28 protein-coding genes are annotated in these 26,570 nt (G+C 54.6%); 16 read left to right on the forward strand and 12 right to left on the reverse strand.

Annotation, left to right across the window (positions count from 1 at the left end; translation table 11 throughout):
• The first annotated feature begins 23 nt into the window (after positions 1–23).
• The 3 genes from AC2FLB_RS09345 to AC2FLB_RS09355 are packed head-to-tail and all read left to right on the forward strand — an operon-like array spanning position 24 to position 1,331.
• Positions 24–476: a MarR family winged helix-turn-helix transcriptional regulator gene (locus AC2FLB_RS09345; protein ID WP_496691472.1), complete on the forward strand. Its 453-nt coding sequence runs from the start codon at positions 24–26 to the stop codon at positions 474–476.
• A 1-nt stretch (position 477) separates the two neighbouring features.
• Positions 478–702: a hypothetical protein gene (locus AC2FLB_RS09350; RefSeq protein ID WP_496702585.1), complete on the forward strand. Its 225-nt coding sequence runs from the start codon at positions 478–480 to the stop codon at positions 700–702.
• A 5-nt stretch (positions 703–707) separates the two neighbouring features.
• Positions 708–1,331: an SAM-dependent methyltransferase gene (locus AC2FLB_RS09355; protein WP_496691474.1), complete on the forward strand. Its 624-nt coding sequence runs from the start codon at positions 708–710 to the stop codon at positions 1,329–1,331.
• A gap of 876 nt (positions 1,332–2,207) precedes the next feature.
• On the opposite strand, the gene AC2FLB_RS09360 is transcribed toward AC2FLB_RS09355, so the two are convergent.
• Genes AC2FLB_RS09360 through AC2FLB_RS09370 form a run of 3 tightly spaced genes read right to left on the reverse strand, consistent with a single transcriptional unit; the run spans position 2,208 to position 4,774 of the window.
• Positions 2,208–3,584 (reverse strand): MATE family efflux transporter, encoded by a 1,377-nt coding sequence (locus tag AC2FLB_RS09360; protein WP_496709128.1) that lies wholly within the window; start codon positions 3,582–3,584, stop codon positions 2,208–2,210.
• Between the two features lie 12 nt (positions 3,585–3,596).
• Positions 3,597–4,184 (reverse strand): helix-turn-helix domain-containing protein, encoded by a 588-nt coding sequence (locus AC2FLB_RS09365; protein WP_496691476.1) that lies wholly within the window; start codon positions 4,182–4,184, stop codon positions 3,597–3,599.
• Between the two features lie 11 nt (positions 4,185–4,195).
• Positions 4,196–4,774, reverse strand: a complete 579-nt coding sequence (locus AC2FLB_RS09370) for a carboxymuconolactone decarboxylase family protein (RefSeq protein WP_496698214.1) — start codon at positions 4,772–4,774, stop codon at positions 4,196–4,198.
• Positions 4,775–5,108: 334 nt separating this feature from the next.
• Here AC2FLB_RS09370 and AC2FLB_RS09375 point away from each other — a divergent pair, with 334 nt between their 5' ends.
• From AC2FLB_RS09375 to AC2FLB_RS09395, 5 genes are read left to right on the forward strand one after another with little or no spacing between them, the layout of a single operon-like run.
• Complete coding sequence (locus AC2FLB_RS09375) at positions 5,109–5,837, forward strand: amino acid ABC transporter ATP-binding protein (protein WP_496691478.1); 729 nt, start codon at positions 5,109–5,111, stop codon at positions 5,835–5,837.
• Position 5,838: 1 nt separating this feature from the next.
• A complete protein-coding gene (locus tag AC2FLB_RS09380) occupies positions 5,839–6,681 on the forward strand; it encodes an amino acid ABC transporter permease (protein ID WP_496691479.1) in 843 nt (280 codons plus the stop codon).
• A 36-nt stretch (positions 6,682–6,717) separates the two neighbouring features.
• Entirely contained in the window at positions 6,718–7,551 is an 834-nt protein-coding gene (locus AC2FLB_RS09385) for a transporter substrate-binding domain-containing protein (RefSeq protein ID WP_496691480.1), read from the forward strand.
• Positions 7,552–7,606: 55 nt separating this feature from the next.
• Positions 7,607–8,488, forward strand: coding sequence for an amino acid ABC transporter permease (locus tag AC2FLB_RS09390; RefSeq protein WP_496691481.1), 882 nt, complete (start codon positions 7,607–7,609; stop codon positions 8,486–8,488).
• A 14-nt stretch (positions 8,489–8,502) separates the two neighbouring features.
• Entirely contained in the window at positions 8,503–9,111 is a 609-nt protein-coding gene (locus tag AC2FLB_RS09395) for a glutathione S-transferase family protein (protein ID WP_496709129.1), read from the forward strand.
• Positions 9,112–9,141: 30 nt separating this feature from the next.
• Here the strand turns inward: AC2FLB_RS09395 and AC2FLB_RS09400 are convergent, their stop codons facing one another.
• The 3 genes from AC2FLB_RS09400 to AC2FLB_RS09410 form a co-directional block, all read right to left on the reverse strand.
• Positions 9,142–9,459 carry a non-heme iron oxygenase ferredoxin subunit gene (locus AC2FLB_RS09400; protein ID WP_496691483.1) on the reverse strand — a complete coding sequence of 106 codons (318 nt, stop codon included), beginning with the start codon at positions 9,457–9,459 and terminating at the stop codon, positions 9,142–9,144.
• Positions 9,460–9,462: 3 nt separating this feature from the next.
• Complete coding sequence (locus tag AC2FLB_RS09405; protein ID WP_496709130.1) at positions 9,463–10,419, reverse strand: fatty acid desaturase family protein; 957 nt, start codon at positions 10,417–10,419, stop codon at positions 9,463–9,465.
• Between the two features lie 157 nt (positions 10,420–10,576).
• A complete protein-coding gene (locus AC2FLB_RS09410) occupies positions 10,577–11,662 on the reverse strand; it encodes a hypothetical protein (protein ID WP_496709131.1) in 1,086 nt (361 codons plus the stop codon).
• 94 nt (positions 11,663–11,756) lie between these two features.
• Here AC2FLB_RS09410 and AC2FLB_RS09415 point away from each other — a divergent pair, with 94 nt between their 5' ends.
• Both AC2FLB_RS09415 and AC2FLB_RS09420 read left to right on the forward strand, forming a co-directional pair.
• The gene (locus AC2FLB_RS09415; protein WP_496691486.1) at positions 11,757–12,686 is read left to right on the forward strand and encodes a LysR substrate-binding domain-containing protein; all 930 of its coding nucleotides are present in this window, start codon (positions 11,757–11,759) and stop codon (positions 12,684–12,686) included.
• A gap of 96 nt (positions 12,687–12,782) precedes the next feature.
• Positions 12,783–13,832, forward strand: a complete 1,050-nt coding sequence (locus AC2FLB_RS09420) for an aromatic ring-hydroxylating dioxygenase subunit alpha (RefSeq protein ID WP_496702597.1) — start codon at positions 12,783–12,785, stop codon at positions 13,830–13,832.
• A gap of 43 nt (positions 13,833–13,875) precedes the next feature.
• Here AC2FLB_RS09420 and AC2FLB_RS09425 read toward each other — a convergent pair whose 3' ends face one another.
• Complete coding sequence (locus AC2FLB_RS09425; protein WP_496698233.1) at positions 13,876–14,664, reverse strand: phytanoyl-CoA dioxygenase family protein; 789 nt, start codon at positions 14,662–14,664, stop codon at positions 13,876–13,878.
• A gap of 356 nt (positions 14,665–15,020) precedes the next feature.
• On the opposite strand from AC2FLB_RS09425, the gene AC2FLB_RS09430 reads away from it, so the two are divergent.
• The 6 genes from AC2FLB_RS09430 to AC2FLB_RS09455 all read left to right on the forward strand — a co-directional run bounded on the left by AC2FLB_RS09430 (position 15,021) and on the right by AC2FLB_RS09455 (position 21,347).
• On the forward strand, positions 15,021–16,271 hold the full coding sequence (locus AC2FLB_RS09430; protein ID WP_496691489.1) for an FAD-dependent oxidoreductase: 1,251 nt from the start codon (positions 15,021–15,023) through the stop codon (positions 16,269–16,271).
• A 13-nt stretch (positions 16,272–16,284) separates the two neighbouring features.
• Positions 16,285–16,542 (forward strand): sarcosine oxidase subunit delta, encoded by a 258-nt coding sequence (locus AC2FLB_RS09435; RefSeq protein ID WP_496691490.1) that lies wholly within the window; start codon positions 16,285–16,287, stop codon positions 16,540–16,542.
• Entirely contained in the window at positions 16,529–19,399 is a 2,871-nt protein-coding gene (locus AC2FLB_RS09440; protein ID WP_496709132.1) for a 2Fe-2S iron-sulfur cluster-binding protein, read from the forward strand. Before AC2FLB_RS09435 ends, AC2FLB_RS09440 begins: the two co-directional genes overlap by 14 nt.
• Before the next feature lies 1 nt (position 19,400).
• The gene (locus AC2FLB_RS09445; RefSeq protein WP_496709133.1) at positions 19,401–19,898 is read left to right on the forward strand and encodes a sarcosine oxidase subunit gamma; all 498 of its coding nucleotides are present in this window, start codon (positions 19,401–19,403) and stop codon (positions 19,896–19,898) included.
• A 13-nt stretch (positions 19,899–19,911) separates the two neighbouring features.
• Positions 19,912–20,322: a RidA family protein gene (locus tag AC2FLB_RS09450; RefSeq protein WP_496709134.1), complete on the forward strand. Its 411-nt coding sequence runs from the start codon at positions 19,912–19,914 to the stop codon at positions 20,320–20,322.
• A gap of 92 nt (positions 20,323–20,414) precedes the next feature.
• Entirely contained in the window at positions 20,415–21,347 is a 933-nt protein-coding gene (locus AC2FLB_RS09455) for an AEC family transporter (protein ID WP_496691494.1), read from the forward strand.
• 22 nt (positions 21,348–21,369) lie between these two features.
• On the opposite strand, the gene AC2FLB_RS09460 is transcribed toward AC2FLB_RS09455, so the two are convergent.
• Genes AC2FLB_RS09460 through AC2FLB_RS09480 form a run of 5 tightly spaced genes read right to left on the reverse strand, consistent with a single transcriptional unit; the run spans position 21,370 to position 26,480 of the window.
• Positions 21,370–22,668, reverse strand: coding sequence for an amidase (locus AC2FLB_RS09460; RefSeq protein ID WP_496709135.1), 1,299 nt, complete (start codon positions 22,666–22,668; stop codon positions 21,370–21,372).
• Positions 22,665–23,855 carry a YlbE family protein gene (locus AC2FLB_RS09465; RefSeq protein ID WP_496702226.1) on the reverse strand — a complete coding sequence of 397 codons (1,191 nt, stop codon included), beginning with the start codon at positions 23,853–23,855 and terminating at the stop codon, positions 22,665–22,667. Before AC2FLB_RS09465 ends, AC2FLB_RS09460 begins: the two co-directional genes overlap by 4 nt.
• The gene (locus AC2FLB_RS09470) at positions 23,855–24,481 is read right to left on the reverse strand and encodes a hypothetical protein (protein WP_496698248.1); all 627 of its coding nucleotides are present in this window, start codon (positions 24,479–24,481) and stop codon (positions 23,855–23,857) included. The genes AC2FLB_RS09465 and AC2FLB_RS09470 overlap by 1 nt, the downstream gene beginning before the upstream one ends.
• On the reverse strand, positions 24,481–25,113 hold the full coding sequence (locus AC2FLB_RS09475) for a hypothetical protein (protein WP_496709136.1): 633 nt from the start codon (positions 25,111–25,113) through the stop codon (positions 24,481–24,483). The genes AC2FLB_RS09470 and AC2FLB_RS09475 overlap by 1 nt, the downstream gene beginning before the upstream one ends.
• On the reverse strand, positions 25,110–26,480 hold the full coding sequence (locus tag AC2FLB_RS09480) for a Rieske 2Fe-2S domain-containing protein (RefSeq protein ID WP_496702223.1): 1,371 nt from the start codon (positions 26,478–26,480) through the stop codon (positions 25,110–25,112). Before AC2FLB_RS09480 ends, AC2FLB_RS09475 begins: the two co-directional genes overlap by 4 nt.
• Between the last annotated feature and the right edge of the window lie 90 nt (positions 26,481–26,570).

Consider the following 26,570-nt stretch of genomic DNA (forward strand, 5'->3'; position numbering starts at 1 on the left):
AAATAGAATCCCGGAGCCCCCGCGTGACGCAGCAAAACAAAGAACTCACCGCACTGATCAGAGAAATAAGGACAGCGTTCAACCGGCTCAAATCCGTTGCCGAAGCTCTGCACGCCGATCTGGATATCAATCCGTCGATGCGGGCGGTCCTGCAGGCATTGATCTTCAAGGCGCCACAAACGGTGCCCGATATCGCCAAAGCCAAAGGTGTCTCGCGTCAGCATGTGCAGAAAAACATGAATACCCTGTTGGAGAAGGGTCTTGCCCACGCGCAGGACAATCCCGATCACAAGAGATCAGTACTTTATTTGCCCACCCCAACCGGCATTGATCTTTTTGCCGAGATGCAGGACCGGGAAGACGCACCGATGGCCGCGTTGGCCGAGGCCACGGCAGCGCATGATGTCGCAGCTTCGGCGCAGCTGTTGGCCAGTCTCAACGACGCGCTTGAAATCATGATGGAGAAGGGGAGCTAACATGATTCAGCACTCGAAACGCCACAGCAAGACCCTCGGCATCGTCATTGTCGCACTATTTATATGGGGTGTCGCCGCCCTGTGGTCGTGGAATACCTTTGCGGTGGACCTTCTGGGGTTTCCCGAGATGGCGTATCGCCATGCGCTTGCCCTCGGCGTTCTCGTTCTTTCGACTGGCGGGTTGCTGGCGATGCCCCTGTGGATGTCTCGCGCGGGTAACGCGTAGTGTCGATGAAACCGAAGATCGTCGCACAGTTTCGGCATCCATCGGGCCTGTTGGGTGCGTTGGCGGGACGGATCATGGCAGCGCGGCAATCGAACCGTTTCCGAAATGACAGAACAGTCGATTTGATGGCTCTGTCGCCCGATAGCCGCGTGCTTGAGATCGGCTGCGGCCCCGGTCTGGCCCTCGCAAAATGTGCCTCTGTTGTAACGTCAGGGCGGGTAGTAGGTCTTGACCATTCCGAGGTGATGATCCGGCAGGCTCGCAATCGGCTAAGAGAACAGTGTGCCGCAGACAGAGTCACGTTGATCGAGGGCGGGATCGACCGCCTTGCTAACTGGCCGGGCGCATTTGACCGCATCTTCTCGCTGAACGTCATACAATTTCAGAGCGACAAACACGGGTTTTTTGGTGCAGTATATGAAGCATTGGCTACTGGCGGGCTTTGCCTGACCACCTATCAACCACGGCTGGACGCGGATGGCCCGGGTGCTGCGCGACGCATGATCGCCAGCATCGAGGAAGCGCTCCACGCTGTTGGTTTCGAGAACGTGACCGAAATCGAGATCTTTGGCGGGGCCACTCCGGCGATTTGTGTCATCGGCCAGAAGAACGATCCTTACCGAAACTAACCAAAGGAGATCTAACACTGCACAAATTTATGGAATTGGAGGATCTTTCTTCAGATCTGATGATCCGGCTAGACTAGCAGAATGGTATGGGACCCATCTATCAATCCCCTCAACTCCGGCTTCGCCCACCTTGCAATCCTGGATCAGCGAGCGCGGCGTGACAATCTTTTCGACGTTCCCGAAAGACAGCGACTACTATCCCGGAGACCGGGGCTTCATGCTGAACATTCTACGTCGCGGACTTTGATGCGATGTTCAAAGAGCTGAATGTTGCCAGAATCGAAAGCGGCGCCGAAGTCGAGATGGGGGATTGGAAGGATTGCTCGCATTCACGATCCGGAATTAGATCCAATCGATCTGTGGGAACCCATTCTGAGGTGTTGTCACATTAACCGTTGTTTGGTTACTCATGCTTGGAATTGGTCGTAGGTGGCATCGATGAATCCATCGTCCATCACCTACAAGCGTCGCCGATTCACCGATTTCCTTCTCGGATCATTCCCCTGGCTGTGTGGCTTTATGTTCGAGCTTGCGTGAAGTTGACGCGAGGCTTCTGCAGCGCGGGATCGATATTTCTTACGCGACCCTCCGCCGCTGGGTCATCAAGTTCAGACCGCTGACCGTAACACTGCGCGCAGAATTTTGACCTGAGCAGTACTGAGCGCAAAACGATGGTAAATCCAGGCGGCTTAGGCGATGATCTCTCGCGGAAAAACGATAGCCCTTCAGGCGCGGCATTTTGAATGGCATCTTTCTGCGTGAGCGGTAACTAGTTCAGAACGCGCGAACAAGTTGGCACTAACCATTTGTTGCCTGGAATGTCGCCTCCCAAGCAGCTTGAAATCTGAGCATGGGCACTTCTTTGTGGACTGGATGTTAACGTAACAACACCCAAAACCCCCCTATCTCGCGCTGTGCTACATGTGTGGTCACGATAAGAGCGATCGCCCATCCTGTCACAACGGCAGCCGCGGTGCCAAACCAAACACCGGTTTCGTTAAAGCCCAGCAGCCAAACAAAAACCCAGACAAAAAAGGCTACCCCAAACCCTTGCCGATACAGGCTGATCCACACCGTCCAGATCGGTCTTTTCAAAGCCTGCAAAAGAGAGTTGATCGAAAAAAGCATCATATAGAAAGGCAGTATCAGGCTGTCGACGCGCAAGTAACTCACTCCAACGCGGATGACTTCGGGGTCATCAGTAAACTGCCGCAGCAAGGGTCTTCCAAAAATCCATAGAGTTGGCGCTGCGATAGCTGTCATGATGAAGCCAACTTTCCAGCAATAAAATACTGCTTCCCTTACTCTCGCGTATTCATGGGCTCCAAAATTTTGGGACGCAATTGGTAGCAGCGCCCCGGTTACACCCAGCACCGGCAATAGTAGAATCTGTTCAAGTCGAATTGCCACTCCATGGCCCGCGATTGCGTGTTCCCCAAAGATTTTCAGGGCGAACTGCATGACAAAACCTGACAGCAACATCACCATGAAGGATGTGGCTGTTGGTAGAACCTGGACAGATATTTCGGCAAACTTCTCCAAACGTGGGGCAAAGTTTCTGAATCGTATGCGCCTCATCCTTCGCCGTCCGAGTACTTGCCGGACCATGAAGACCATGACGCCGGTCTGACTGATGACGGTCGAGACGGCCAAACCATCGAAGCCTATGCCGGGAACCAGGCCTGGAATGCCATAGATCAACAGCGGGTTTAGACCGATATTGACAAAAAATGCGACCACGAGTGCGCGCTGCATCGAAACCGCATCGCCGTGCGCCTGTAGGATACCGTTGCACCCAAACGCCAGCAAGAACCCAGGCAGAGCCAAAAGCAACCAATAGAAGTAACGCAGTCCCGCATCACGATATGCGCCCGGCTCAGACACCAGCCGGATCAGAGCTGGACCATACCAGTGCCCAGCCAATGCCAATAGGCCGGACGCTATGAGCCCATAGCTCATTCCTTGCGCAGCCAGCCGACGGGCTTTGCGATGATCGCCGGCTCCCAGAGCGTTTCCAACAAGAGCGCTCATCGCGGCCCCAAGCCCAACGCCGACCGATATGGCAATAAAAAAAGCCTGAAACCCCAGTGCCAACCCGGCCTGTGCGCTGGTGGACAATAGCCCTGCAAAGAACATGTCCACGACGTTGTAGAGGGTGTTGAACAGCATTCCGACTGCGGCAGGAATTGCCAGTGTTCGAAAATGCGCCGAGATCGGTCCGCGTGTCAGATCAAGTTCGGCTGGAATGGCCATATCAGCAGGTCATTACGGGCGCTCGGCCTGCACGGTCAAAAAGACAAATTCGGGTGTCAAAACTTCTTCAAACCCATGGTTCAGTTCGGCATCCACGCTGATACTGTCCCCCGCCGACAAAGTGAACCGGGCCTCACCATAACGATAAACCGCCTGCCCCTCGATCGCCTGAACGAAGACAACGCCGTGACCCACGTAGGTTGGTGGATGGCCCTCGTCACGCAGCAGGGTTACACGGCGTGCCTGAAACCTCAGATCTTTCCGGGAATGTAGCGCGAGATTGACATACTCATGGGAATGACCGCTCGCCAGCCGGGTGGATTTCAATCCCTGACCGTGACGGACGAGGGTATAGTCGGTGTGATCCGTTCTTGCTTCGCGAAACAACGAGACGATGGGCACTTCAAGCGCCTCGGCCAATGCGGCCAATGTGTCGATCGAGGGCGAAACCAATCCATTCTCTATGCGGCTGACCATCGCCGCAGATATGCCAGACTGTTCGGCAAGTCGGCGGGCTGATTGCTTCCGGCTTTGGCGCAGCTCTTTTAGCGACGCGCCGATGGCGCGATCAATTTGTCTTCCCGGAGTGTCACCTTGCATGATACATCCTGTCACTCGTCGGCGTAGTAACCCACGACGTCCCCATCCGTGGTGACGCCTAGACCGTTTAGTAAACGGTTGGCATAGTTGAAATAGCTCACAATCTGGTTGATTTCGAGGATCTCGCCGTCCTCCCAACCTTCATCTTTCAGTGTGGTTGCATCCGTCTCAACCATCGTTCCGGGTGCTAGGGTAAGTTTCTCGGCATAGATCAATGCAGCAAGGTGTGCACCTTCAAAAGCATCCTGCGGTTGGTGGGCTTTTAGCGCAGCTTCAATTTCATCGGCGCGCGCATTGTCATCAATCAGGTGCCGAGCGTTTGCCCAGTGGTTGGCATAGGAGTAGGGGCAGTTGTTCAGGGTCGACACGTAAGAGCTGATGACTTCCTGAAACCACATCGGTATGGAGTTTGCGTGATCGTGCAGGCACGCTCGGTACAAAATAACATGCCCTTTCATTGTGTTGGGCCGCAGGGAATGCACGCGCATGACATTATCCACTGTCCCGTGCGGCGTGCGTGCCATATCCAATGTGGCTTTTAGCTGATCGTCGGCTTCTTCGTCAGAAATCATCCGAATCCAGGCAGACATTTATGTTTCCTCCCTTGGTCGTCAGCTCAATTTTTAGGCAGCCAGAACCTGCCCGTTGAGTTTTTTATTGACGAATATTGCATATTAAGCAACCATATTAATTAGCGTGCAACAGATTTGAGGATTCTATGGCCTTGCCCGATTGCTCCACTCAATCGCATCGCCAAGCCAACGGCTGCTATCTGGGCAATCCCCGGATCGAGCCACGGCAACAGAATTTCCCGACGGATTTTCGGGGCGGTAGCTTTCTCACCTCTGATTTCATCCACTCACGAGGACACCCGAAAGTGTGGTCTCCCGAAACGACAGGCCCGTCATGAACCAACCTTCTCCCATGATTGAGGTAACCAACCTGGATAAATTCTATGGCTCATTTCATGCGCTTAAGAACATTGATCTGAGTGTTCATCAGGGTGAAAAGGTGGTGATCTGCGGCCCGTCCGGTTCGGGGAAATCCACGTTGATCCGCTGTTTCAATGGTTTGGAGTGGCACAATTCCGGGCGTCTCGTGATCGATGGGATCGAAGTATATGAAGGCATAAAGGAAATCCGCGAATTACGGCAAGAGGTTGGGATGGTCTTCCAACAGTTCAATCTGTTTCCGCATCTGACGGTTCTTGAAAACCTGATGATCGGACCGATGAAGGTGCGCAAGGTATCAAAATCTCAAGCCGAAGAGACTGCGCGCAATTATCTGGACCGGGTCCACATTCCTGAACAAGCAGATAAATACCCGGCTCAACTATCTGGTGGACAACAACAGCGGGTGGCCATTGCACGATCCCTGTGCATGGAAACCCGGATCATGCTTTTCGATGAGCCGACCTCTGCCCTTGATCCCGAAATGATCAACGAAGTGCTGGATGTGATGGTTGAACTTGCTGAGACCGGTATGACCATGGTCGTCGTGACCCATGAGATGGGATTTGCCCGTAAGGTCGCTGATACGATGGTTTTTATGGAAGCGGGGCAAATTGTCGAAGTTTCGCCGCCGGAACAGTTCTTTACCAACCCCTCAAGCGAACGCTGTCGCTTGTTCCTAAACCAAATTCTGGAACACTGATATGAGCGATTTGGGCATATCGGGACCTACAGGTCAGGCGCTGCCGAAACCGCCGGTCATTAAGAGGTTTTTTGGCTCAGTACCCGTATCGATCGCTATCTATACAATCATCGTAGGTTTGATTGCCTATGGCTCTTATGCTGGTGCTCAGGGCATGGGGTATAATTGGCAGTGGTACCGCGTACCACAGTTCCTGTACCGCAATACCGAGGTTGGGTTCGAGTGGGGCGAAATTCCGATTGGTCTGGTCGCCACTATTCAACTATCCGTCACGGCCTTTTTGCTGGCAACCGTTCTGGGATTGTTGTTGGCGCTATTGCGGCTGTCCGGATTGGTCGTAGGTTCAGCGGTTGCGGTTGGCTATCTTGAGCTTATCCGGAACATCCCGCTCTTGGTTCTGCTTTATCTCTTTTACTATGTGCTGGGTCCGATCTTCGGGTTTAATCGTTATACCGCGAGTATCTTGACCCTGGCGGTGTTTCATTCTGCGTTGATATCTGAGATTTTGCGGGCGGGGATCAACGCCATCCCCACGGGCCAGTGGGAAGCGGCCAAATCCATCGGGATGAGCCCCTTTCAGATCTATCGTTACATCATCCTGCCGCAATCGGTGCGGTTCATGCTCCCGCCGATGACCGGCGAGGTCGTTCATCTGATCAAATCATCAGCAATTGTCAGCGTGATTGCGGTGGCCGAACTGACCACTTTCGGACGTAACATCATTTCTGACACCTACATGAGTTTCGAAATCTGGTTCACCATCGCATTGGTCTATCTGGTGGTGACCCTGATCCTGTCGATCGGCGTGAGCTATCTGGAGAAGAAATATGCCGTCGACCAATAAACCTGAACAAATTGTCGGACAACAAGGAGAACCAATATGAAGCTTTCTCGCAGAATGCTCGGGGTAGCCCTGGGTGCGGTCGTGGCGACTGGACTGGCGACCTCAAGCTGGGCACAAAGCGCGACCCAGGAACTGTCCAGTGAAAGTGTGATTGAAACCATCAAGCAGGACGGGGTGATCCGGATTGGTCTTTCACTGTTCGTGCCGTGGTCGATGCGTGACAATAATGGTGAGCTGATTGGCTTCGAACTGGATGTCGGGCGCAAATTGGCCGAAGACATGGGGGTCGAGGTCGAATTTGTTCCAACCGCCTGGGATGGCATCATCCCTGCGTTGGTGTCGTCCAATTTCGACGTGATTATCTCAGGTATGTCGATGACCGCGCAGCGAAACCTGACCATCAACTTTACCGATCCTTACGCCTATTCAGGTCTGGCCATCCTGGCCAACAAATCGATGACCGAAGGCATGACCCTGGAAGATTTCAATAAACCAGAGATCACTTTTGCCGCCCGCCGCGGTGCGACCCCGGCTGCGGTGATCGCACAGAACTTCCCTGATGCGACCTTGCTTTTGTTCGATGAGGACGGGGCCTCGACCCAGGAAGTTCTAAACGGCAACGCGCATGCATCAATGGCTGCGCAACCGACTCCAAACCGCGAAGCGGGGCGCAATCCTGAAACGTTGTCCGTTCCGTTCGAAAATCTCTATGACCCGCGCGGTGAGGCCTTTGGGGTGCGCAAAGGTGATCCGGATGCCATGAATTTTTTCAACAACTGGATTGCACAGCAATGGCGGTCCGGTTGGCTGGAAGAGCGTCACAACTATTGGTTCGCCACCGAAGAGTGGGCTGATCAGGTTGCGCAGTAACTAAACTAACCGGGGGCGGGTGCACCGCCCCCGAGATTGACGCGGAGCGCGCCCGGTGCAGAATTTCATCAAGAAGCTCAGATGGCCCGACTACCTGATCATGGCGATTTTGATTGCCTTTTTCGGGTATATCTGGCTGTCGATCGAAGGCACGCTCAATTACAAATGGCGCTGGGAGCTTATTCCTGGATATATCGTCGGCTGGCATTCAAGTCGTGAAGAGTACTTTGCCAACCTGCTTTTGCAGGGGCTAGCTGCCACCGTCCGCATCAGTATCTATTCCGGCATTCTGGCCCTTCTGTTGGGCACTATTTTGGGCGTTGCCCGGTGTTCAGCTAATTTGACAATCCGGATGCTGGCCCGAACCTACCTCGAGTTTTTGCGCAACGTGCCACCGGTTGTTGTCGTCTTTATCTTCTTCTTTTTCCTGTCCCAACAACTGATTGACGCCCTGAATCTCGAACGCTGGGCGCGTGGGATCGCGCGGCAAGAGAACAACCAGGTCTGGACTTTCTTTTTTGGTGAAATGCGGCGTTTTCCTTCGCTGGTTTCCGGAGTCATCGTTCTGGCGTTGTTTGAAAGCGCCTTTGTCGGGGAAATTATCCGGGCGGGTATTCAGTCAATTCCGAAAGGCCAGCGCGAAGCCGCGCGTTCGATCGGGATGAGTCAACTGCAGGAACTTCGCTATGTAGTCCTGCCTCAAGCGTTGAAGAAAGTGGTCCCGCCGCTGGCAAACCAATTTATTTCGTTGATTAAGGACAGCTCGATCTTGTCACTGATCTCAGTACAGGAACTGACATACAAGACCGTCGAACTTGTTGCGTCCTCACGTATGATCTTTGAGGCCTGGATCACAACGGCAGCTTTCTATTTCATCGTCTGTTTCGGCCTCAGCCGTATCTTTGCCCGCCTCGAAAAACGATCGGATAAACGATAGGTCGGACGACCCGAATGATACGTCTTTATGATTTCAAGTTATCTGGTAGCTGCCACAAAGTCCGATTGTTGTTGTCGATGCTGAAGCTTGAATATCAGCTCATCGATATTGATCTGCTGAACTGTGACCAGACACAGGAAGAGTTTCTGCGGATAAACCCGCTGCACAAGGTTCCTGTTATCGATGATGACGGATTTGTTCTGCGCGACAGTACGGCAATCATGTTGTACCTGGCACAGAAATACGATGCTGAGAATTGGGGACCCAGAACACCGGAAGAACACGGCGAGATTCAGCAGTGGCTCTCATTCTCGGTCAATGAGATATTTCACGGCATGGCAACAGCCAGAGCGATTGTTTTATTTGAACGGGATATTGATCTGATCGGACCGCAATCACTGGGCGAGGCGTCGCTGGAGATCATGGAGCGGCAGTTGTCAGACAGCCCTTGGCTGACGTGTGGCAGGCTGACCCTGGCGGATCTGGCCTGTTACCCGTACACAGCGTTAGCTTATCAGGGCAACATTCCATTGTCCCCGTACCCGTCGGTTCGAAATTGGATCCGACGGGTTGAAGCAATACACGGATATGTGGCTATGCCCGGAATACCGGCGCTTGCCTAACGCACATGGCTGACAGGTATGTGGACACATTCATAGCCTGACCTGAACCATTCCATTTTCGACCCGAGTGTCAAAAATGCGCATTGCTCGCGTTGCGGGTGCTGACACGGGTTTGCCGTCTCGTACATCGAACGCGCCCTGATGCAACGGACATTCAATCACGTGTCCATCGAAGTAGCCGTCACATAAATCAGCGCCGCCATGGTTACACAGCGCCAGCGAGGCAAAAACACCGCTTGGCGTATCATAAACGGCAATTAGCCGTGGTCCGATCTCAACGCGCGTGACCCAGTTCTTTTCCAGCTTCGCAACATCGATCAGGTCGCGCCATGGTTTCTCATTTCCCATCGCTCAAACCTCTGCCGATTGCTCGGGTTCACGCTGCAAAATTTGCCGCAGAATGTCACGATGCGCTGCCAAGTAGCCGCCTCTTTCGACAAAAATGTGATCCTTCAGCTTTTCATGCAAACGCGGCAGCGAATGGAATGGAACCGATGCAACGTAATGATGTTCCGCGTGATAGTTCATGTTCCAGCACAGAAAGGCCATCGGTGTTGATACCAGATTGGTGCGGGTGTTTTCCGACATCTGGGCAACCGTTGGTCGCCCCACATGCTCGGTCATTCGCACAAATCGCATAACTGGTTCCCCCAGAAACAGTGGAATGATCCAATACCAGATCAGGCCCCACCAGCCGGTCAGAGCCATGGCTAGAAAAATGGCGGAGTAAATGGCAAGCATCCTGCGCGCGTCCCGAAAAACCGCTTTGTGCTCGACCTTGGGGATAAAGCGCAACTCTGTCTCGTTCAGCCGTCCGCGGGCATGTCGGAACACTTCGGTGAACTTACCGCGCCAATAGGGCAGGGCTGAAAGGTAAAGAAGATATTGTCCAATCGTCTTGGGCATAGGGATAAGTTCAGGGTCTTCGCCGGTGAGTTGGGTATAGGTATGATGGTCGCAATGCTCGTACCGGAAAAACCGGTGTGGCAGAATGATGATCAGCCCACAGATCTGACCAACCAAATCATTCAGCCAGCGTGTCCGAAACACAGTGTAATGCACACATTCGTGCTGCAACGAAAAATGATGCACCAGGACAACGCCTTGAAGGAACATTGCCGGCCAGATCAGCCAGCTGTTCCAGGCAAGTGTTATCAGCGTCGTGGTGAACGCAAGCAACAGGATCCAAAGCGCCAGATGGCGCAATCCCGGTCCGTTTGAACGTTGCATGAATCCTTTGAGTTCTTCGCGCGTGAGTTTTCCTTCGGCCAAGGCCTGAGTCAGCGGCGTAACGATAGCTTTTGACATATGGGTTCCATAATTTTGCCGGTGCGGGGGGACTTTGCCCTCTTCGTACATACCGGCACCGGAGACGGGAGTGCTCCGCACCATAAGACCAACTTGATCGGGTCCTATTAACAATAGATCATCCTATCTGGGCGCGATTCGATCAAGTTAGGAATGATCAGATAACCGCACGCAATCCGATATTCGGATCAGGATCAGCAAACAATGCCGCCGCGCAGGAATGGCGATCGAGAATTGACGGTCCAGCAGGCAGCCGTTCAGCGTAAAAAACACCATTGTCCCAGTAAGTCTCGCCGTCGATCACAATGGTCGGATCGATTACGTTCCAGCTGATTTCACCGGGGGCATAAGCACCACAAGTGTGGAAATGCAGAATACGCGGATTGCCAAAAGCAGACCCGCCCCATCTTTCGTAATTTTCTCGCATATCCCAGGGATATCCGCAGCCTGGGTGAATCCCAGCATGCCATGAATGTACAAAATTACGATCTATGTCGAACTGCCCGGCAACCCGATCATAGTGGGCCTCAGCTCTTGCAACATTAGCAGGGTCGCCGTCAAACCGCGTTAGCTGGCCATTTTCCATGATTGCAAAAACCGGTTCGTCGAATTCGATAGTATAATTGTCATAATACCTCGACCCGGTCCCGGTAAGAAAACTGACGGCCACCCTGCCAGAAAAACTATGTGCTGGAACCGGTGTAAAGACGGACATTGGAAAGCGCAGGATCGAGGTATCCCCAGTGGGCTTCAGATCCATAATCGGGTGTCCACGTACATCAGTTCCCAGCGGGCAGGTGATCCGGACTTCTTCTGCCGCATCAAGCACCGCATTGACGTCTGACTTGAGTTCCAAAAACGCATCGTGGTGGCCGTTCGAAAACCCCGAGCCCAGCAGTTCTTTGTTCACCGCAAAACTGACAATGATCCTTTTGCCCCGCGGCATGTCCGAAAACCGCAACTGATCGCCCAAGCGCGCCAAGAACAGGATGATGTCTGCAGCCCGAAATCGGACAAGAAGGTCGGGCGAGAGATGGGGGTTGTCAGGGTTGAAACCCACATCAACCGCATCAACAATTAGCCCTAGCTGCTGTGCCGCCTGGCTGACGATGTCTACACAATTTGAGTCGAAATACCCGAACTGCGGAGGCTCGTAGGCGATCAGCAACCGGTCGCCCGCTGTTGCATGGGCACAGTTCACCAGAAGGTTTAGCGCTCCTCGCCCGGGCGTTGTGTCGGACATCAGTACCCCCAAAGATTTGATCTTAGAAATCTAGAGCCCTGTATCGACTCTAATCCATTTGAAAGAAGTAATGCCTGACATTAGGATAGCTAATATGATCCTGAATTTGCCATATTCGGCGCTTCGCGCTTTTGAGGCGGTCGTCCGCCATTCCGGCTTTTCGCCAGCAGCCGAAGAGCTGGGTGTAAGTCAAAGTGCGGTAAGCCAGCATGTAAGGTCGCTGGAGGAATGGCTTGGCAGAGAATTGCTGGTGCGCGGTGCGCGTCAGTCACGTCCCACACGCGAGGGCGAACAGCTGGCTCTGGCTATATCCGATGGATTGGGGCGTATTTCTGACGTCTGCGCTCAGTTGCGGGATAAAACTCGCAGCGACCGAACAATAGTCATTTCATGTCTGCCGGGCTTTGCGTTTAACTGGTTGTTTCCGCGGCTTATTCACTTTGATTTGGCGCATCCCGACCTGTCGATTTCGATCGCTACAGATACCGGGCAGCACCCCTTTTCTGGTGCCGATGCGGATATCGGCATTCGGTATGGGCTGGGTGAGTACCCGGGGTTGCAGGCCGATCTGTTGATGGAAGAACGGCTTTTTCCTGTCTGTGCTCCAGCTCTGTTACCCGATCTTCATGGCATCAAAGATTTGTCTCGTCACACACTGCTTGTGGATGAAAACCTACGTCATGGTGCGGCTAACCCGACGTGGGAATTCTGGGCCCGGCAATGTGATCTTAACTTGCCGACAGTGCTGCGTACACGTCGGTTGGGGCAGTCGAATATGGTTGTACAAGCTGCAATCGAAGGGCTCGGCGTAGCGCTCGGTCGTGAGCCGCTCGTGATCGACGCACTCTGTGATGGCCGATTGGTGCGACCGTTCCCACATTTGACGCAATCGCCTTTGTCCTACTGGCTGGTGCGGCGGCATGAGACGAAGGATAGCCAAAAGGTCAGCGAATTCCTGAACTGGATTCATGCCGAAGCCAAAGCGCAACCCGACATCCCGCTGCTCGCAAACGAGTCAAATTAGTAGACCTTATATGTCCCATTACCAATCCAGCATGGCGAAGTGCGGGGAAATTACCCCATATTGGCGCAAGCTAGATATTGAACGGAGAGCGGGATCATGTATCTGAAAAACTGCTGGTATGTTGCCGCATGGAGCAAAGATATTGGTCGCGAATTGAAGGCCGAGACCTTTCTGGGCGAAAACGTCGTGCTTTATCGCCAGCAGGATGGCGCGCCGGTTGCCCTGGAGGATGCGTGCCCGCATCGCAAGCTGCCCTTGTCAAAGGGCAATCTGATAGGCGATCTGGTCGAATGCGGCTATCACGGTTTGACTTTCGACTGCTCGGGCAAGTGCATAGACAGCCCCACCCAGCGTGGGATGACCCCACGCCGTGCGGTTGTCAAATCTTATCCGGTGGTTGACCGCTATCGATTGCTCTGGATCTGGATGGGGGATCCGGCACTGGCAAATCCTGATCAGATTTTCCCCGTAGAGAATTTCGATAACACAACCTGGGGCATGACGGATGGTGGCGTGATGGATATCGATTGCCACTACCTTTGGGTCTGTGACAACCTGCTTGATCCCAGCCATGTGGCTTGGGTGCACGTGAGTTCGTTTGCGGGAGCAGGGACGGACGAAGAACCATTGAACGTGGAAAAAACAGATCGCGGTGTAATCGTGTCGCGCTGGATTGAGAACAAACCGCCTTCACCTTACTATTCCAAGCTTGTGACGTTCGGGGGCGAATGCGACCGCCTGCAACATTATGAGATGTGCATGCCTGCCATCGGGTTGAACAAGTCCATTTACACACCGGTTGGAACCGGTGGGTATGACAAGAGTCCGGTTGCTGAAACCTTCATCAATATCTCATATAATTTCATGACCCCGATTGATGAGGATCGGACGAGGTATTTCTGGTTCCAGCATCGTAATTCCCTTGCCGACGATGCCGAAGTGTCAACCTACATGAATGACGGTGCGCGTATGGCATTTCTTGAGGATAAGGATGTGCTGGAGGCAGTCCACAAAGGTATGAAGAACGCCACCACGTCGAATATTGATTTGGGCCTCGATGCGGGCGCCAAACAATTCCGACGCGTTCTTGACCGTGCTATCGAGGCCGAGAATACGTCACAGGAGGCCGTCGCGCGGAAGGCCTGAGATCTTGGCAGAGGGCTGGGAAATCCAGCCCTCTGCCGCAGATTTACGCAGTTTCGTAGATGACGGGGAACCGTCCACCGGCAAACGGCGCGCCCGGTTTAAGACTGTCATCATGCAGCCATTCGGTGACGGAATCGCGTGGCTCATAAGTTGCTCCGTCAACGGCAAAACGGATTGCATACCCTCGCCTGCGACGGGTGGTGGTTCTGTTACCCATAGCAGAATGCACGGTCATCCCGTCAAAGGCCAATGCATCACCGGGCTGCATATTCTCAAAATGGAAGATGTCGTAGTCGTCGCGGTTTGCCTCAAAATCTGGCATATCGATATAGTCGGGATTGTCCTGTTCCAGATAGTGTAGAAAACCACCGAGTTGATCGGTTTTGAACGGACGGTACTTGGCCCCCCACGCATGTGAACCACGTACAAATTCCAGCGCTCCATTGTCCGGGTCTACAGGGTCAAGCGCGATCCACATTGTCATGATCGGGCCGGAGACCGGCCAATAAGGCTGATCTGTATGCCATCCGGTTTGAGTCTGCGTTCCCGGCTCCTTCACGAATATTTGGTCATAGATCAGCGATGTCCATGGGCTGCCAGCTACCTGAGACACGCGCTGGCCGATATCCGACTTCAGGCAATAGTCCTGAAACACACCCGGCGTTTCACGCATATTCTTGTAGGCGAAATAGCGGTCGCCCTTTTTGATTTCGGTATCTACAGCGTGTCGCAGTTTGGTCAGCCATTCGTCAGATAGGATATCCCTTAGCAGCACGACACCGTCGCGTGCATAGGTATCCTGAACCGTCATAGTTTCAGTTGATGTTGTCATTGCTTTTCCATCCATAAATTCCACCCGAGATTGAGGGCGGTAAAAAAACAGGCGCTATGCGCCTAAGTTCTCATGGGGTTAGGATGTTGGAGAGCTGCGACAGTTTATGATGAAACAGGGCCATTTCGACCGGGTTGACCATTTTCCGGCTAGGTTTCGGTGAAACTGTTTGATGCGAACATGCATGACGCACCCTACCCGAAATAACCTGACCAAACCAGCAAATACCACAACAAGTCATGCACGCGATGTGCGCGATGACTCGTTCAAATGCTGCGGCGCGCCAAAACGGGGATTGCATTTAGGTAAATTTATTTATTGACGAACATTGCTTCTTAGTAAATACAATTACTACCATGCAAAAGTACTCTGTGTTCTCACTCGCTCGAAACGCGCTCTCTGGCCATCGCAACTGGCCCTTGGCCTGGCGAAGCCCGCCCCTGAAAGACCAGTATGAAGTTGTCGTGATTGGGGCAGGGGGTCACGGTCTGGCCACTGCCTATTATCTGGCCAAGGAATTTGGCATTACCGACGTCGCCGTGCTGGAGCGAGGCTGGCTGGGCGGCGGTAACATCGCGCGCAATACGGTGACAATCCGTTCAAACTACATGCGGGACGAGTCGATCCCGTTCTATGTCAAATCAGTCGCAATGTACGAAGGGCTTACGCACGAGCTGAACTTCAATATGATGCACTCTAAGCGCACCATGGTAGATGTCGTACAGACTTGGCCCAAGCTGCGAGAGCTTCGGCGACGGCAATTGGTCATGGACATCTACGGCTCAACTTACGAGCAGATCAATACAGACGAATTGCGCCGTCGCATTCCCGCGCTGACTGGCGGAGGACCTGATGCTCGCCTGCCAATCATTTGCGGCATGGTACATACCGATGCGGGTGTGAACCGGCATGATGCAGTGGCCTGGGGATATGCCCGCGCGGCGGACGCGATGGGGGTCGAGATCCACCAGCAGACCGCAGTGCAATCGCTGATCCGAGGTGCAGACGGCGCGATCGACGGTGTCGAAACCAATCGCGGAACCATTCGAGCCAAGAAAGTTGTCGTAGCGGTGTCTGGACATACCACAACGTTGACGGAAACCGCCGGGCTGAAGCTGCCGCTGCGAACTATGAACCTGACAGCTTTTGTTTCCGAGCCAGTCCGGCCGTTGGTCGATGTGATCGTGAATTGCCCCGACAGCGGGTTCTATTTCAGTCAATCTGACAAGGGTGAAATGGTAATTGGCGGCGCGCCTGACATGGGCCAGAGCTTTCGCCGGGACATCAAGCAAAACGTGTTCGAAGATACTGTGACGACGATGTTGTCGTTGTTCCCGTCATTCAAAAAGCTCAAGCTGATGCGACAATGGGGCGGGCATCTGGATATCGCGCATGACGCCTCGCCTATCATGGATCAGACCGAAGTGCCGGGGCTGTTCATCACGGCGGGTTGGTGGGGTGGTTACAAGGCGATCCCGGCAGGCGGTCTGACCCTGGCCCATCTGGTTGCTAAGGGTCAGCCTCATCCGCTGATGTCTTCATTTACCCTCGACCGATTCCGTCATCTGGATTTTGTGATGGAAGCCGGCACCACAACCGCCCGATAGAGAGGACAGGACCATGTTGCTTATCCCCTGCCCATTCTGCGGCAAGCGTAACGAAAGTGAATTTATCTTTGGCGGCCCTGTCGGTGCCGATCGGCCTGATCCAAATGCCGTGAGCGACGCGGAATGGGTTGAGTACCTGACTGTAGCACCGAACCCGTTAGGACCGGTGCAGGAAAAATGGTGGCACGGGCGAGGTTGCGGTGAATGGCTGACAATCTGGCGCGATACCCGAACCCATGACATTGTGGAGGCACCCGATGGCTCAGAGTAATCGTCGTGCTTCGGGCGGGCGTATAGATCGTACCAGCCCAATGACGTTCCGGTTTAACGGAAAAACCTATGAAGGTTACAAAGGAGATACTCTGGCCTCGGCCTTGCTGGCCAATGGGGTCCGTATCACAGCCCGCAGTTTCAAATATCATCGTCCGCGCGGCATCGTTGGTCATGGACCTGAGGAACCGGCGACTTTAGTCGAGCTGGACGGTGAAGATTCATCGGGTAACCGTCCGGCAACAACTGTGCCGCTGCGCGATGGGCTGAGCGCCCGCTCAGTCAACTGCTGGCCTTCGCCCGAGTTTGATCTTGGTGGCGTTAATCAGCTATTAGGACGCTTCATTCCAGCTGGCTTCTACTACAAGACATTCAAGTGGCCCAACTGGCATCTGTTCGAACCATCTATCCGCAAAGCTGCGGGGCTGGCGGCAGCACCCGCGCAACCTCCTACTTCGGGCCACTTCGAAGCGCGTCATGCCCATGCCGATGTGTTGATCGCTGGTGCGGGACCTGCCGGATTGCAGACCGCGCTGGAGGCGGGCAGGTCTGGCAAACGTGTGTTCATTGCTGATGAGGGAACAGAGGCAGGTGGCAGCCTGTTGAACCGGGATCTAAAAATCAACGGGCGATCCGCATTGGACTGGGTGGCTGAAACTGTTGAAGAATTGCGTGGGATGGGCAACGTTATCCATCTGCAAAATGCAACAGTCTGGGCCTATCGCGAACATAATCTTTTGATCGCGAATGAACGGGAACCCTTAGAAGGCAATATTCTGGAGCGGAGCTGGCGGGTGCGTGCAGACGAGGTGGTTGTCGCCACCGGGTCCACCGAACGCGCCATGGTTTTTGCAGACAATGATCGGCCGGGCGTCATGCTGGCTTCGTCAGTACAGGCTTATGTCAATCGTTGGGGTGTCACTCCGGGACAACGAGTTGTTCTTTTTACCAACAACAACAGCGTTTACGCAGTTGCAGCTGACCTAATGGCAGCAGGTGTGTTGGTCGTCGCAATCCTAGACAGTCGCGATACAGTGCCGCAAGCCGCACTGGATATGGCAAAGGGCGTCACCGTTCATACAGGCACCGTCGCCGCAGGTGTGCGAGGTCACAAGCGGGTGCGCGCGGTACGTGCGGTATCCGTCAGTACTGGGGCGGAGACCTGGATCGATTGTGACCTGCTGGGCCATTCCGGCGGTTGGAACCCAACCGTGCATCTGTGGTCTCAATCCAGAAGTACTCTGCGGTTTGATGAGGAGTTGTCCGCTTTCGTACCCGATCAGGCCGCCCAAGCTTGCCGCGCTGTCGGAGCTGCCGCAGGAGAGTTGACGCTTGACGGGATTATCGAAGGAGGTTCGGACCTGCCCTATGCCATCGAGCCGCTATGGCGCGTAGACGTCGCGGGGCAACGTGGAAAGGCATTTCTGGATCTGCAGAACGATGTGGCGGTTAGCGATGTACACTTGGCCCTGCGCGAAGGCTATGACAATGTCGAGCACGTCAAGCGATATACCACCGGCGGCATGGGCATCGACCAGGGAAAAACCGGTAATATCAACATTATCGGTACTGTTGCGATGCAAAAGGGTGTGCCCTTGCAGGATGTCGGAACGACAACCTTTCGCTCTCCCTACACACCAGTTTCCTTTGGCGCGATCGGAGGCTTGCGCGAGGAGACAGTGCTGTTCCCCTACCGCCACACGCCGGTCACGCAGTGGAACAAGGACAATGGTGCGGTGATGTACGAAGCTGGCGCCCGTTGGCAGCGTCCTGGATACTTCCCCAAACCTGGAGAAGGGTTGCAGGAGGCTGTGAACCGCGAATGTCGTGCGGTGCGCGACGGTGTAGGCGTCTATGACGGCTCCCCCCTCGGCACATTCGAGCTGAAAGGGAGTGATGTCCCGCACTTTCTCGATTTTCTTTACTCAAATGTCATGTCCAGCCTGAAACCCGGTGACGGGCGTTATGGTCTCATGCTGTCTGATGACGGGCTGATCCTGGACGACGGGGTGGTCTTTCGGCTGGACGAGCACCGTTGGATGGTCTCAACGTCGACGGGTCATGCAGACGCGGTCAACCAGCACATGGAAAAGCTTCTTCAGACCGAGTTTCCCGACTGGCAGGTCATGATCACTACTGTGACCAGCCAATGGAACAACGCCACCATATGCGGGCCCCATGCACGCCATGTCATGCAGGCGTTGGGAACAGATATTGACCTGTCGTCTGAGGCCTTTCCTTTCATGTCTTTCCGCGACGGCACCGTGGCTGGGATCCCGGCCCGCGTCGTGCGTGTCAGTTTCACTGGCGAGCTGTCATTTGAGGTCAACGTCGCGCCGCGCCACATGGCTGCACTGTGGAACAAAGTGATCGAGGCGGGCGCGCCCTTTGGCATTCTGCCAGTGGGTTCGGAATCCAGCCACGTTCTGCGGGTCGAAAAGGGCTTTCTGTCACTGGGGCATGAGGTGGACGGCACTGTAGATGCCTACGATCTGGGTATGGGATGGGTCATGTCGAAGAAGAAGCCTGACTATTTGGGTAAGCGTTCGATTGGGCTGCGTCGTGAAGGTGGCGGCACCCGGCGAGAACTGGTTGGCATTCTTCCTGAAGACCCCAATCGACAAGTGCCCGAAGGTGCACCGCTCACCCCCGGAGGCCGAAAAGAAGCCACCGAGGGGCTCGTCACCGCCTGTGTCTGGAGTGTGGTGAACGACCGTTGGGTCGGTTTGGCGTTGCTGGAAAACGGGCACGCGCGGCATGGGGAATCCGCCCATGTGCGCCTGAAAGATGGGGTGATCCCGGTCACCATTACCAAGCCGGTGTTCCACGACCCCGACGGCAAATTACTGAGGTCCTGAGATGAGCTATGACGTACAGATCACACGCCAGAGTCTGAACGCACTGTTCGATCTCAAAGGGGCGTCGGCAGCGATTGAAAACTGGGTGGGGGACGCTTTGCCCCGTTTGTCCGATAAGCCTAATAGACGAACAGAGAAAGATGCGATTGAGCTGTATCACATCGGGCGAGACCACTGGATCGCCCGTGCTTCGCTGGATTTGGAACAAACGTTGAGAGCACAGCTCAAGCCTACCGATTGTCCCGCCGATATCAGTATTGTGCAGATTTCGGATACTCTGGCCTTTTTCAAAGTAGTGGGTCCGCAAGCGGGCGAAGTGATGGCCATTGCCTGCCCGTTGGATCTGCATGACACTGCATTCGGCAAAGACGCTGTCACCTATACTGAACTGTTTGGCCTCAAGGCATTGGTGATGCGATGTAAGGATGGTTTCGAATTCGCTGTCGAACAGAGCTTTAGTGACATGGTAGAGGACTATCTGGCTCGCGCCGTCACCTGAAGAAAGGGATGCCATGACCCGCACACATATCCACAAGTACCAGACCCGCTATCACGCGCAGGCGACCTATTCCAAAGCGATCCGGGCCCGAGGTGATTTTGTGTTCATGCAGGGACAGGTTGGTACTCTGCTGGACGGAACATTGATTGGTGAAGGCGATCCGGGCGTACAGGCAGATCAGGCCTGCCGCAACATCCAGCGCTGGATGGAAGAAGCCGGGGGCAGTTTGGCGGATGTCTGCAAACTTACCGTCTATGTCACCGACATCTCCTATCGCCCCGCCGTTTACGAGGTGATCAATCGCTGGTTTGACGGCGTGCACCACTGTTCGACCGGTGTTGTCGTGCAGGGATTGGCTGATCCATCGTTATTGGTCGAAATCGATGCAATCGGCGTCATCGACGACGAGTCCGAAGCATCCTGATGACCGAGGTACAATTTCGACGTCGAATGACATTGATCTTCACTCTTTGAAAGTGTCGGGTTGGGTGTGTTCATTTTTGCCCACGGATCGCCATGCTGACGACACTGACTTCCATCCTGCCGATCTTTCTGATCATCGCTTTGGGCTTGGCTCTTCGAAAGGGCGGCATCCCCAGCACCGATTTCTGGAACCTGAACGACAAGCTTGTTTATTGGGTACTGATGCCTTGTCTGCTGTTTACCAAAATCTCGCTGTCGCCACTCGATAAATCCGCGCTTGGCCTTTACTCGGTTACCATTCTGGGCGGGTTTGTTGCGGCGCTGATCTTTGCCTTCATAAGTGCGCGCCTTTTTGGGTTCGCGGCACCGCAAGGTACATCGATACTACAGGGAAGCGCTCGGCATAACTCATTCATCGGGCTGGCGCTGGCGGCAAATCTTTTTGGTCCCACAGGATTAGATATCGCTATTCTTGCGACTGCGATACTGGTGCCGACCACCAATATCGTAATGGTGGTCATGCTGGTCGGTGCACTGCAACGCGACAATGCCACCAGTTTGCCTGTTGCAATCCTGCGCGAGCTTGCCCGCAATCCTTATGTTATTTCGATATTGCTTGCGTTCGGCGCCAACCAGCTGATCGGTGACCGGATCCCGGTTTTACATGATGTAGCAGACGTTTTAGGGGCCGGGGCTTTACCGATTACCCTGTTGGCCGTAGGCGCAAATTTGAGAGTGCGCGCTATGGCCGCCAGTGTGCTACCGCTTATCCTTGCGTTCTTAGGCAAGATGGTGGTCTTCCCCATAGCGGTACTGGTGGTCGGGTTGGCGGTTGGATTGCCCCGGGATGTGCTGCAAATTGCTGTAGTTTATTCTGTGGTTCCAACTGGTGCATCCTCGTACACGCTGTCAAAGCAACTGGGTGGCGATGCCCCTTTGATGGCAGCGATTGTCACATTGCAAACCCTGATCGCCGCAGTGAGCATCCCTCTGTCTTTGGCAATACTGCTGCCGCTGGTCGGTTGATACAGCATCCGGAGAGCGGGATTTATGCTGCTCGGCAGGATACCTGCAGAATCCCGTGCACCCATTGGGCGATGTCCAACAATCGCTTATCTGCTCCGCACGGGCCGATCAGTTGTATACCTAGCGGTAGACCAGAGTGATCCGTACCAAAGGGCAGGGCGATTGAGGGCACCTGAAGCAGAGTCCACATCCGCGAGAACACCGGGTCACCTGTCGCGCCAAGCCCTGCCGGTGCCGGACCAGGAGCTGAGGGAACCAACAACGCATCCACGTCGCGGAACATTTGATCCAGCATGGTTAATGCACGGTTACGGGTCTCAACCGCAGTAAGATATTCGTCTTCCGTAACCAGCAGCCCATCGGCTATTAATTCGTGGAATTGCCGGCTGATACCGGGGACGCCAATTTGGTACTCTGTTTTGCGAAGGCGGGCTGCCTCGTACCCCATGACGGTTATTTGCGCCTGTGTAAGCCGGGAAAATATCGGCGGGTGCGTGATTTCACCGGTTTCCGCACCGGTCGCGGCAATGGCTGCCAGCGCACGGGTGCAGGTGTCGCGCATCTCTATCGATCCGTCGGCCCAATGGGGACCACGCATCAGGCTGACCCGGGGCAACGCAACGTCGTATTCAGGTGGCGGTGTCAGTTTTGCTCCACGCAAAACGGCATCTGCCAACGCCAGATCACGCGGATCTCTTGCCAGAACTCCCAGCGTGTCAAGGCTGCCTGACAAGCCCATAACCCCGCTCAGATCATAGTTACCGGTTGTTGGTTTGAGGCCGCAGATACCGCAATAAGCGGCCGGCCGGATCAAAGAGGCAGCTGTCTGCGAGCCAAATGCGAGCGGTGCCATGAAGTCGGCGACCGCAGCGGCAGACCCGGAGGAAGAGCCGCCGGGGGTATGTCCAGGACTTGCCGGATTTGCAGTATTGCCCGGTCGAAAATAGGCAAACTCGGTTGTGACCGTCTTGCCAATTGGGATCGCCCCTGCGATCAGAAAAGCCTGGACGCATGTCGCGTTTTTGTCTGGTTGTCGATCGGAATAAAGATCGCTGCCCCAACCTGTTGGCAAGGCTTCTGTGTCGATAATGTCTTTGATAACAAAAGGTACGCCATGGAGCGGCCCACCGATTGGAAGTGTATCGGCAGCGTGAGCAAGCTCCATGGCGTGATCCGCATCGAGGTACTGGAACGCCCCGATCGCAGGCTCCCGTTGCGAAATTCGGTCCAGATGTGCCGCCATCACCTGAGACGGTTTGACTTCACCCTTGCGGATCAACCGGGCCAATTCATGCGCGCTGAACCTGTTTAACTCCGTCATTTCTCCAACATTTCCATGGCCACAGCGAAGGGGGTGACCGGCATGTCATAAATACCCCCTCCCAGCCGGCCAGCTTCGCCAAGCTTGTCGAGGATACCCAGACCAATTACCGGCCCCGACCCTTCGGCCACCGCGCCACGTGCCGTGCTGCCTAGTTGAATATCTAGTGTTCGAAAATAAGGATGTGTCCCTACGGATAGGCCGGAACTGCGTGCTTGAGCGTTGTCGGGGAGAAAGGCACCCAGACCCTTTTTCTGATCTGGGCTCAATTCGATGGCCATGGCGCCGAGTCCGAAAGCCTCAATTACGGCGCTGTCACCGATTGCTCCCAATGCCCTGTCCTGGGGCACATCGACTTCGAATTTCCCTTTTGGGGGATCGGCTTGAATTGTAAACCATTGGCCGGGTAAGCCCGAAATCTGGATACCAACCTCGCGCCCGTTGCCACCGGCAGCAGTGACAAAACTTGAACCTTCGACACCTTCGGCCAACTTCATCATGCATTTTGTGGCTGCCATCCAAAGATTGAGGAACAGCGACGGCGAGCTGGCCATGAAGGCCAGCGCTTCTTCGTCTTTGATCCCGCCAATGGTACGATCTTTCAGTTCGGCGACAAGCGCGTCTGTTGCAACGGGTGTTCGTCCATGGCAGTCGTCCCCCCCCACCAGGCCAGTCACGGCCAGCGGCACAAGTGCGATACCTTCGGCGAGCCCATTGTCCAACACATCCACAAATCGGGTGTTGAGCCAGCGGATGTGCTCCAACACTGCCTTGGATCGTTGACCCAGCCGCATCGCTGGGCGGCTGCCCGCATTGATCGGTGTGAACACACGTTGCTGCCCGCGCCAGGCATCATAAATTGTGTGTAGCGGCATGTCTGCCGAGACAACAGCGGCCAGAGGAGTGACAAGATCGTGATCCTGAGCGGGTTTCAACTCGATTTCACCATTTAGGATCATCGCCTCGGCCTGGTCGAAATCCCGAGCAAGCCCCTGCCAGACTGCGGCGACGCAAGCTGAATTAAGGATCGGGGCCGTGATTAGATTGGGATCGGCAAAGGCGGGCCCTGCATGAAGCAGTGTGTTTTCCGCAAGCCCCAACGCGTCGGCGGCCGTGTTGAACCGGTTCCAGACCGGCTGTGTTACCATTGCCCTGTCAAATGCGAGTTGATCCGCAGGATGCAGCATCAAGGATCCTCCGGCGGGGTGATCCATGTCTCCGAGAAATATAGGAACGCGGTGGTCGTTTCGTAGCCGGCCTGTACCCTTGTTCCCAGCTTACCTGGCAGCCATTTGCCATTGACAATAATCTGTGCCGAATGCGCCGGCACGAGTAGCGAAAACATATTCTGTTCGCCCGAGGCAACCTCATGCGGCGACAGTTCCAGCGCCCGTGGCGGTTGGAGCCCCTCCCAGACGAGTTCGACGGTCAGGCTCTCACCTACTATTGTCTCGGTATAACGGTGGCTCATCGGATCGCCGGAGGTTCGCACAGCTTGTGCGCCGATTTCAGGCATGGTGGCAAATGCTGGTGCATCGGCAAATGCAGCCAGTTTGCTGATGAAGTTCTTTTTCAGGAATGTGGTTAGATCTGGATTGTCGCTGAGGATCACATTTGGAGCCTCTGGCGGTCCTTCAACCTGATCAGGTGTCCCATAAAGCAGCAATACCTGACCCTGTCCGACCGGCGACCAGGCAACGCGAAAGAACAAAGCCATCGCTGTGAAATCGCCATTGTCGTCTTTTAGCAGAATGCCCGGGTTTTCACCTGTCCAATCTACGGTGCCCGGTGTGACCGGCTCGTTCAATGGCATCACAGATCCTCCTGTGGCGTTACCCAGGTTTCCGAAAAGGCTAGAAAAGCCGTGCTCATGGTTCGGCCAAAGAACTGTCGATCGGCAACGACGCCAGGCAGGGGCGTACCGTTGATCACGACCTGTGCGGATTTTGCTTCCAGAAACACCGAATACATTTCATGCTCTTTGGTGGCCGAGTTTTCCTTGGTCACCTCGACCGGCAAAGGTGCACCCATGTCGTGCCAGATCATTTCGACCGTGACGCCTGATCCACGTAATGTTTCTGAGTAACGTGCCTTCAAATTGCCAGGACGCTTTTCGACACTGTCGCAGTCGAGCCATGTCATCGCCTCTAGACCCGCTTTGCCGACGAAGGTCGGCATTTTGGCCACCCAGCCATCCACGATCCAACGCATCAAACGCTGGTTGTCGGTCATGATCAGATTTGGAACATGTGGCCAACCTTGCGCCCGATCCGTTGCACCTAAGATGATTGCCGCGTGACCGCGACCATAAGGCGAGAGCACAACGCGGAAAAACAGTGCCAGAGTATCATACTGTTCCTTATCAGCGTTCTGCTTGAGGTAAATGCCCGGGTTTTCACCTGACCAGTCAACCCGGCCAGGGTTGTGAGGGATACGCGTGGTCATGACCAACTTGCCTCGTATGTTTTTAGTGCCTCAATGATGAAGGCTTTGCGATCATCGCCCTGCAAGTGATCGCCGGACATGTAAATCTCGGCCACCCGATGCGAGATCTCCTTGAGAACTGCACCATCGTCGCGCCCCTCCTGCACGGGAATTCTCAGCATCGTATCACCGGCGTAGGTTGGGATGATCTGTCCGGAGAAATTGTCAGACGGTTGTGCCGGACGTTCTCCGTTTTGCAGCGCGCGGATGGCATTTCGCAGCAGCCGGCGCGCCTTGGCCACCCCCCGGTCGGAAAAGCTGAGATTTTCGCGTGAATGGATATTTTTGGGCCCCTGACTAACCCAGGCATCATAGTCGCCAGGGTCGCGTTGCCGCATTTCATATGGGCGATCGGGATCCTGCCCATAGAAGTCGGTCTTGCCAAAGCCCACTTTGCTTTTGTCAGTCAGGCCCTTCGGGTCATCGTTGGCATCATCGTTGCGGAAATGACGCCAGGCAATGACCATGGTGTTCGTGTCGTCAATGGGTGTGATCCAGCGCGACAACCCGCAACGCCCAAAGTAACGCGACCCGTTGGGCACCGGGAAATGCCCACCGTTCTGGGTAAATGACGGCAGCATATGATCATGAATACGGATCCAGACGATGTCATCTACACGCCGCACATTGGTGTAAAAATCACCAGTGGCACTGGCATGAAACTCAATCATCGGCATTTCGGCGAAGGCGTCGATGAATTGGCTGCGCACGGCCAGCGTATGAAGATAGACCACATGAAACGGATCCCAGGCGTTCTCCATGACCTGAAGCCAGTTGCAAGGGGATTTGATCAGGTAGGGCACCAGCTCGTCACCCTCATCATCGAAAGTGTCCATTACAGGGAAAGGAGGTTGGGCTTCGGGTGGACCCATATAGGCAAAGGCGAGTCCTTTGTATTCGATCACAGGATACGCCCCCAAACAGGCCTTTTTCTTGACTTGTGATGCGGGCGGTTCGCAGGGGGTCTCCAGAATGGTGCCGTCCAGCCCGTATTTCCAACCGTGATAAGAGCAGCGAATGCCGCCTTCCTCCACGATCCCGAACTCAAGGCTCATGTTGCGGTGGCAGCAATGCAAGTGAGTCAGCCCCAGCTTGCCTTCTTTCTTCTCGCGAAACAGTACAAGGTCTTCGCCCAGAATGCGTAAACGATAGGGCAGATCACCAACCTGATCTGTCATTGCCACCGGCATCCAGAACCGGCGCAGATATTCCCCGCATGGGGTGCCAGGGCCAACCTCAGTCAGTTCCGGGTCAGGTTTCTGAGCCCAAACTGACTGCTTGTCATGGCCTCTAAAATCGCCTTTGGGGGCGTCGAAATGGTCATTCATGGCGTCCTCCGTACGTATTGGTGCTGACAGATCAGGGAAACGGATCCGGGACCGGCGCTGCGCCGGTCCAGACGGATTTGATCTGACAGA

It is taken from the genome of Ruegeria sp. CDSA236 (assembly GCF_059611285.1).

Coding starts and splice junctions, on each gene's coding strand:
- AC2FLB_RS09350 (WP_496702585.1), top strand. CDS start 478: ATGATTCAGCACTCGAAACGCCACAGCAAGACCCTCGGCATCGTCATT.
- AC2FLB_RS09355 (WP_496691474.1), top strand. CDS start 708: ATGAAACCGAAGATCGTCGCACAGTTTCGGCATCCATCGGGCCTGTTG.
- AC2FLB_RS09360 (WP_496709128.1), bottom strand. CDS start 3,584: ATGGCCATTCCAGCCGAACTTGATCTGACACGCGGACCGATCTCGGCG.
- AC2FLB_RS09365 (WP_496691476.1), bottom strand. CDS start 4,184: ATGCAAGGTGACACTCCGGGAAGACAAATTGATCGCGCCATCGGCGCG.
- AC2FLB_RS09370 (WP_496698214.1), bottom strand. CDS start 4,774: ATGTCTGCCTGGATTCGGATGATTTCTGACGAAGAAGCCGACGATCAG.
- AC2FLB_RS09375 (WP_496691478.1), top strand. CDS start 5,109: ATGATTGAGGTAACCAACCTGGATAAATTCTATGGCTCATTTCATGCG.
- AC2FLB_RS09380 (WP_496691479.1), top strand. CDS start 5,839: ATGAGCGATTTGGGCATATCGGGACCTACAGGTCAGGCGCTGCCGAAA.
- AC2FLB_RS09385 (WP_496691480.1), top strand. CDS start 6,718: ATGAAGCTTTCTCGCAGAATGCTCGGGGTAGCCCTGGGTGCGGTCGTG.
- AC2FLB_RS09395 (WP_496709129.1), top strand. CDS start 8,503: ATGATACGTCTTTATGATTTCAAGTTATCTGGTAGCTGCCACAAAGTC.
- AC2FLB_RS09400 (WP_496691483.1), bottom strand. CDS start 9,459: ATGGGAAATGAGAAACCATGGCGCGACCTGATCGATGTTGCGAAGCTG.
- AC2FLB_RS09405 (WP_496709130.1), bottom strand. CDS start 10,419: ATGTCAAAAGCTATCGTTACGCCGCTGACTCAGGCCTTGGCCGAAGGA.
- AC2FLB_RS09410 (WP_496709131.1), bottom strand. CDS start 11,662: ATGTCCGACACAACGCCCGGGCGAGGAGCGCTAAACCTTCTGGTGAAC.
- AC2FLB_RS09415 (WP_496691486.1), top strand. CDS start 11,757: ATGATCCTGAATTTGCCATATTCGGCGCTTCGCGCTTTTGAGGCGGTC.
- AC2FLB_RS09420 (WP_496702597.1), top strand. CDS start 12,783: ATGTATCTGAAAAACTGCTGGTATGTTGCCGCATGGAGCAAAGATATT.
- AC2FLB_RS09425 (WP_496698233.1), bottom strand. CDS start 14,664: ATGACAACATCAACTGAAACTATGACGGTTCAGGATACCTATGCACGC.
- AC2FLB_RS09430 (WP_496691489.1), top strand. CDS start 15,021: ATGCAAAAGTACTCTGTGTTCTCACTCGCTCGAAACGCGCTCTCTGGC.
- AC2FLB_RS09435 (WP_496691490.1), top strand. CDS start 16,285: ATGTTGCTTATCCCCTGCCCATTCTGCGGCAAGCGTAACGAAAGTGAA.
- AC2FLB_RS09440 (WP_496709132.1), top strand. CDS start 16,529: ATGGCTCAGAGTAATCGTCGTGCTTCGGGCGGGCGTATAGATCGTACC.
- AC2FLB_RS09445 (WP_496709133.1), top strand. CDS start 19,401: ATGAGCTATGACGTACAGATCACACGCCAGAGTCTGAACGCACTGTTC.
- AC2FLB_RS09450 (WP_496709134.1), top strand. CDS start 19,912: ATGACCCGCACACATATCCACAAGTACCAGACCCGCTATCACGCGCAG.
- AC2FLB_RS09455 (WP_496691494.1), top strand. CDS start 20,415: ATGCTGACGACACTGACTTCCATCCTGCCGATCTTTCTGATCATCGCT.
- AC2FLB_RS09460 (WP_496709135.1), bottom strand. CDS start 22,668: ATGACGGAGTTAAACAGGTTCAGCGCGCATGAATTGGCCCGGTTGATC.
- AC2FLB_RS09465 (WP_496702226.1), bottom strand. CDS start 23,855: ATGCTGCATCCTGCGGATCAACTCGCATTTGACAGGGCAATGGTAACA.
- AC2FLB_RS09470 (WP_496698248.1), bottom strand. CDS start 24,481: ATGCCATTGAACGAGCCGGTCACACCGGGCACCGTAGATTGGACAGGT.
- AC2FLB_RS09475 (WP_496709136.1), bottom strand. CDS start 25,113: ATGACCACGCGTATCCCTCACAACCCTGGCCGGGTTGACTGGTCAGGT.
- AC2FLB_RS09480 (WP_496702223.1), bottom strand. CDS start 26,480: ATGAATGACCATTTCGACGCCCCCAAAGGCGATTTTAGAGGCCATGAC.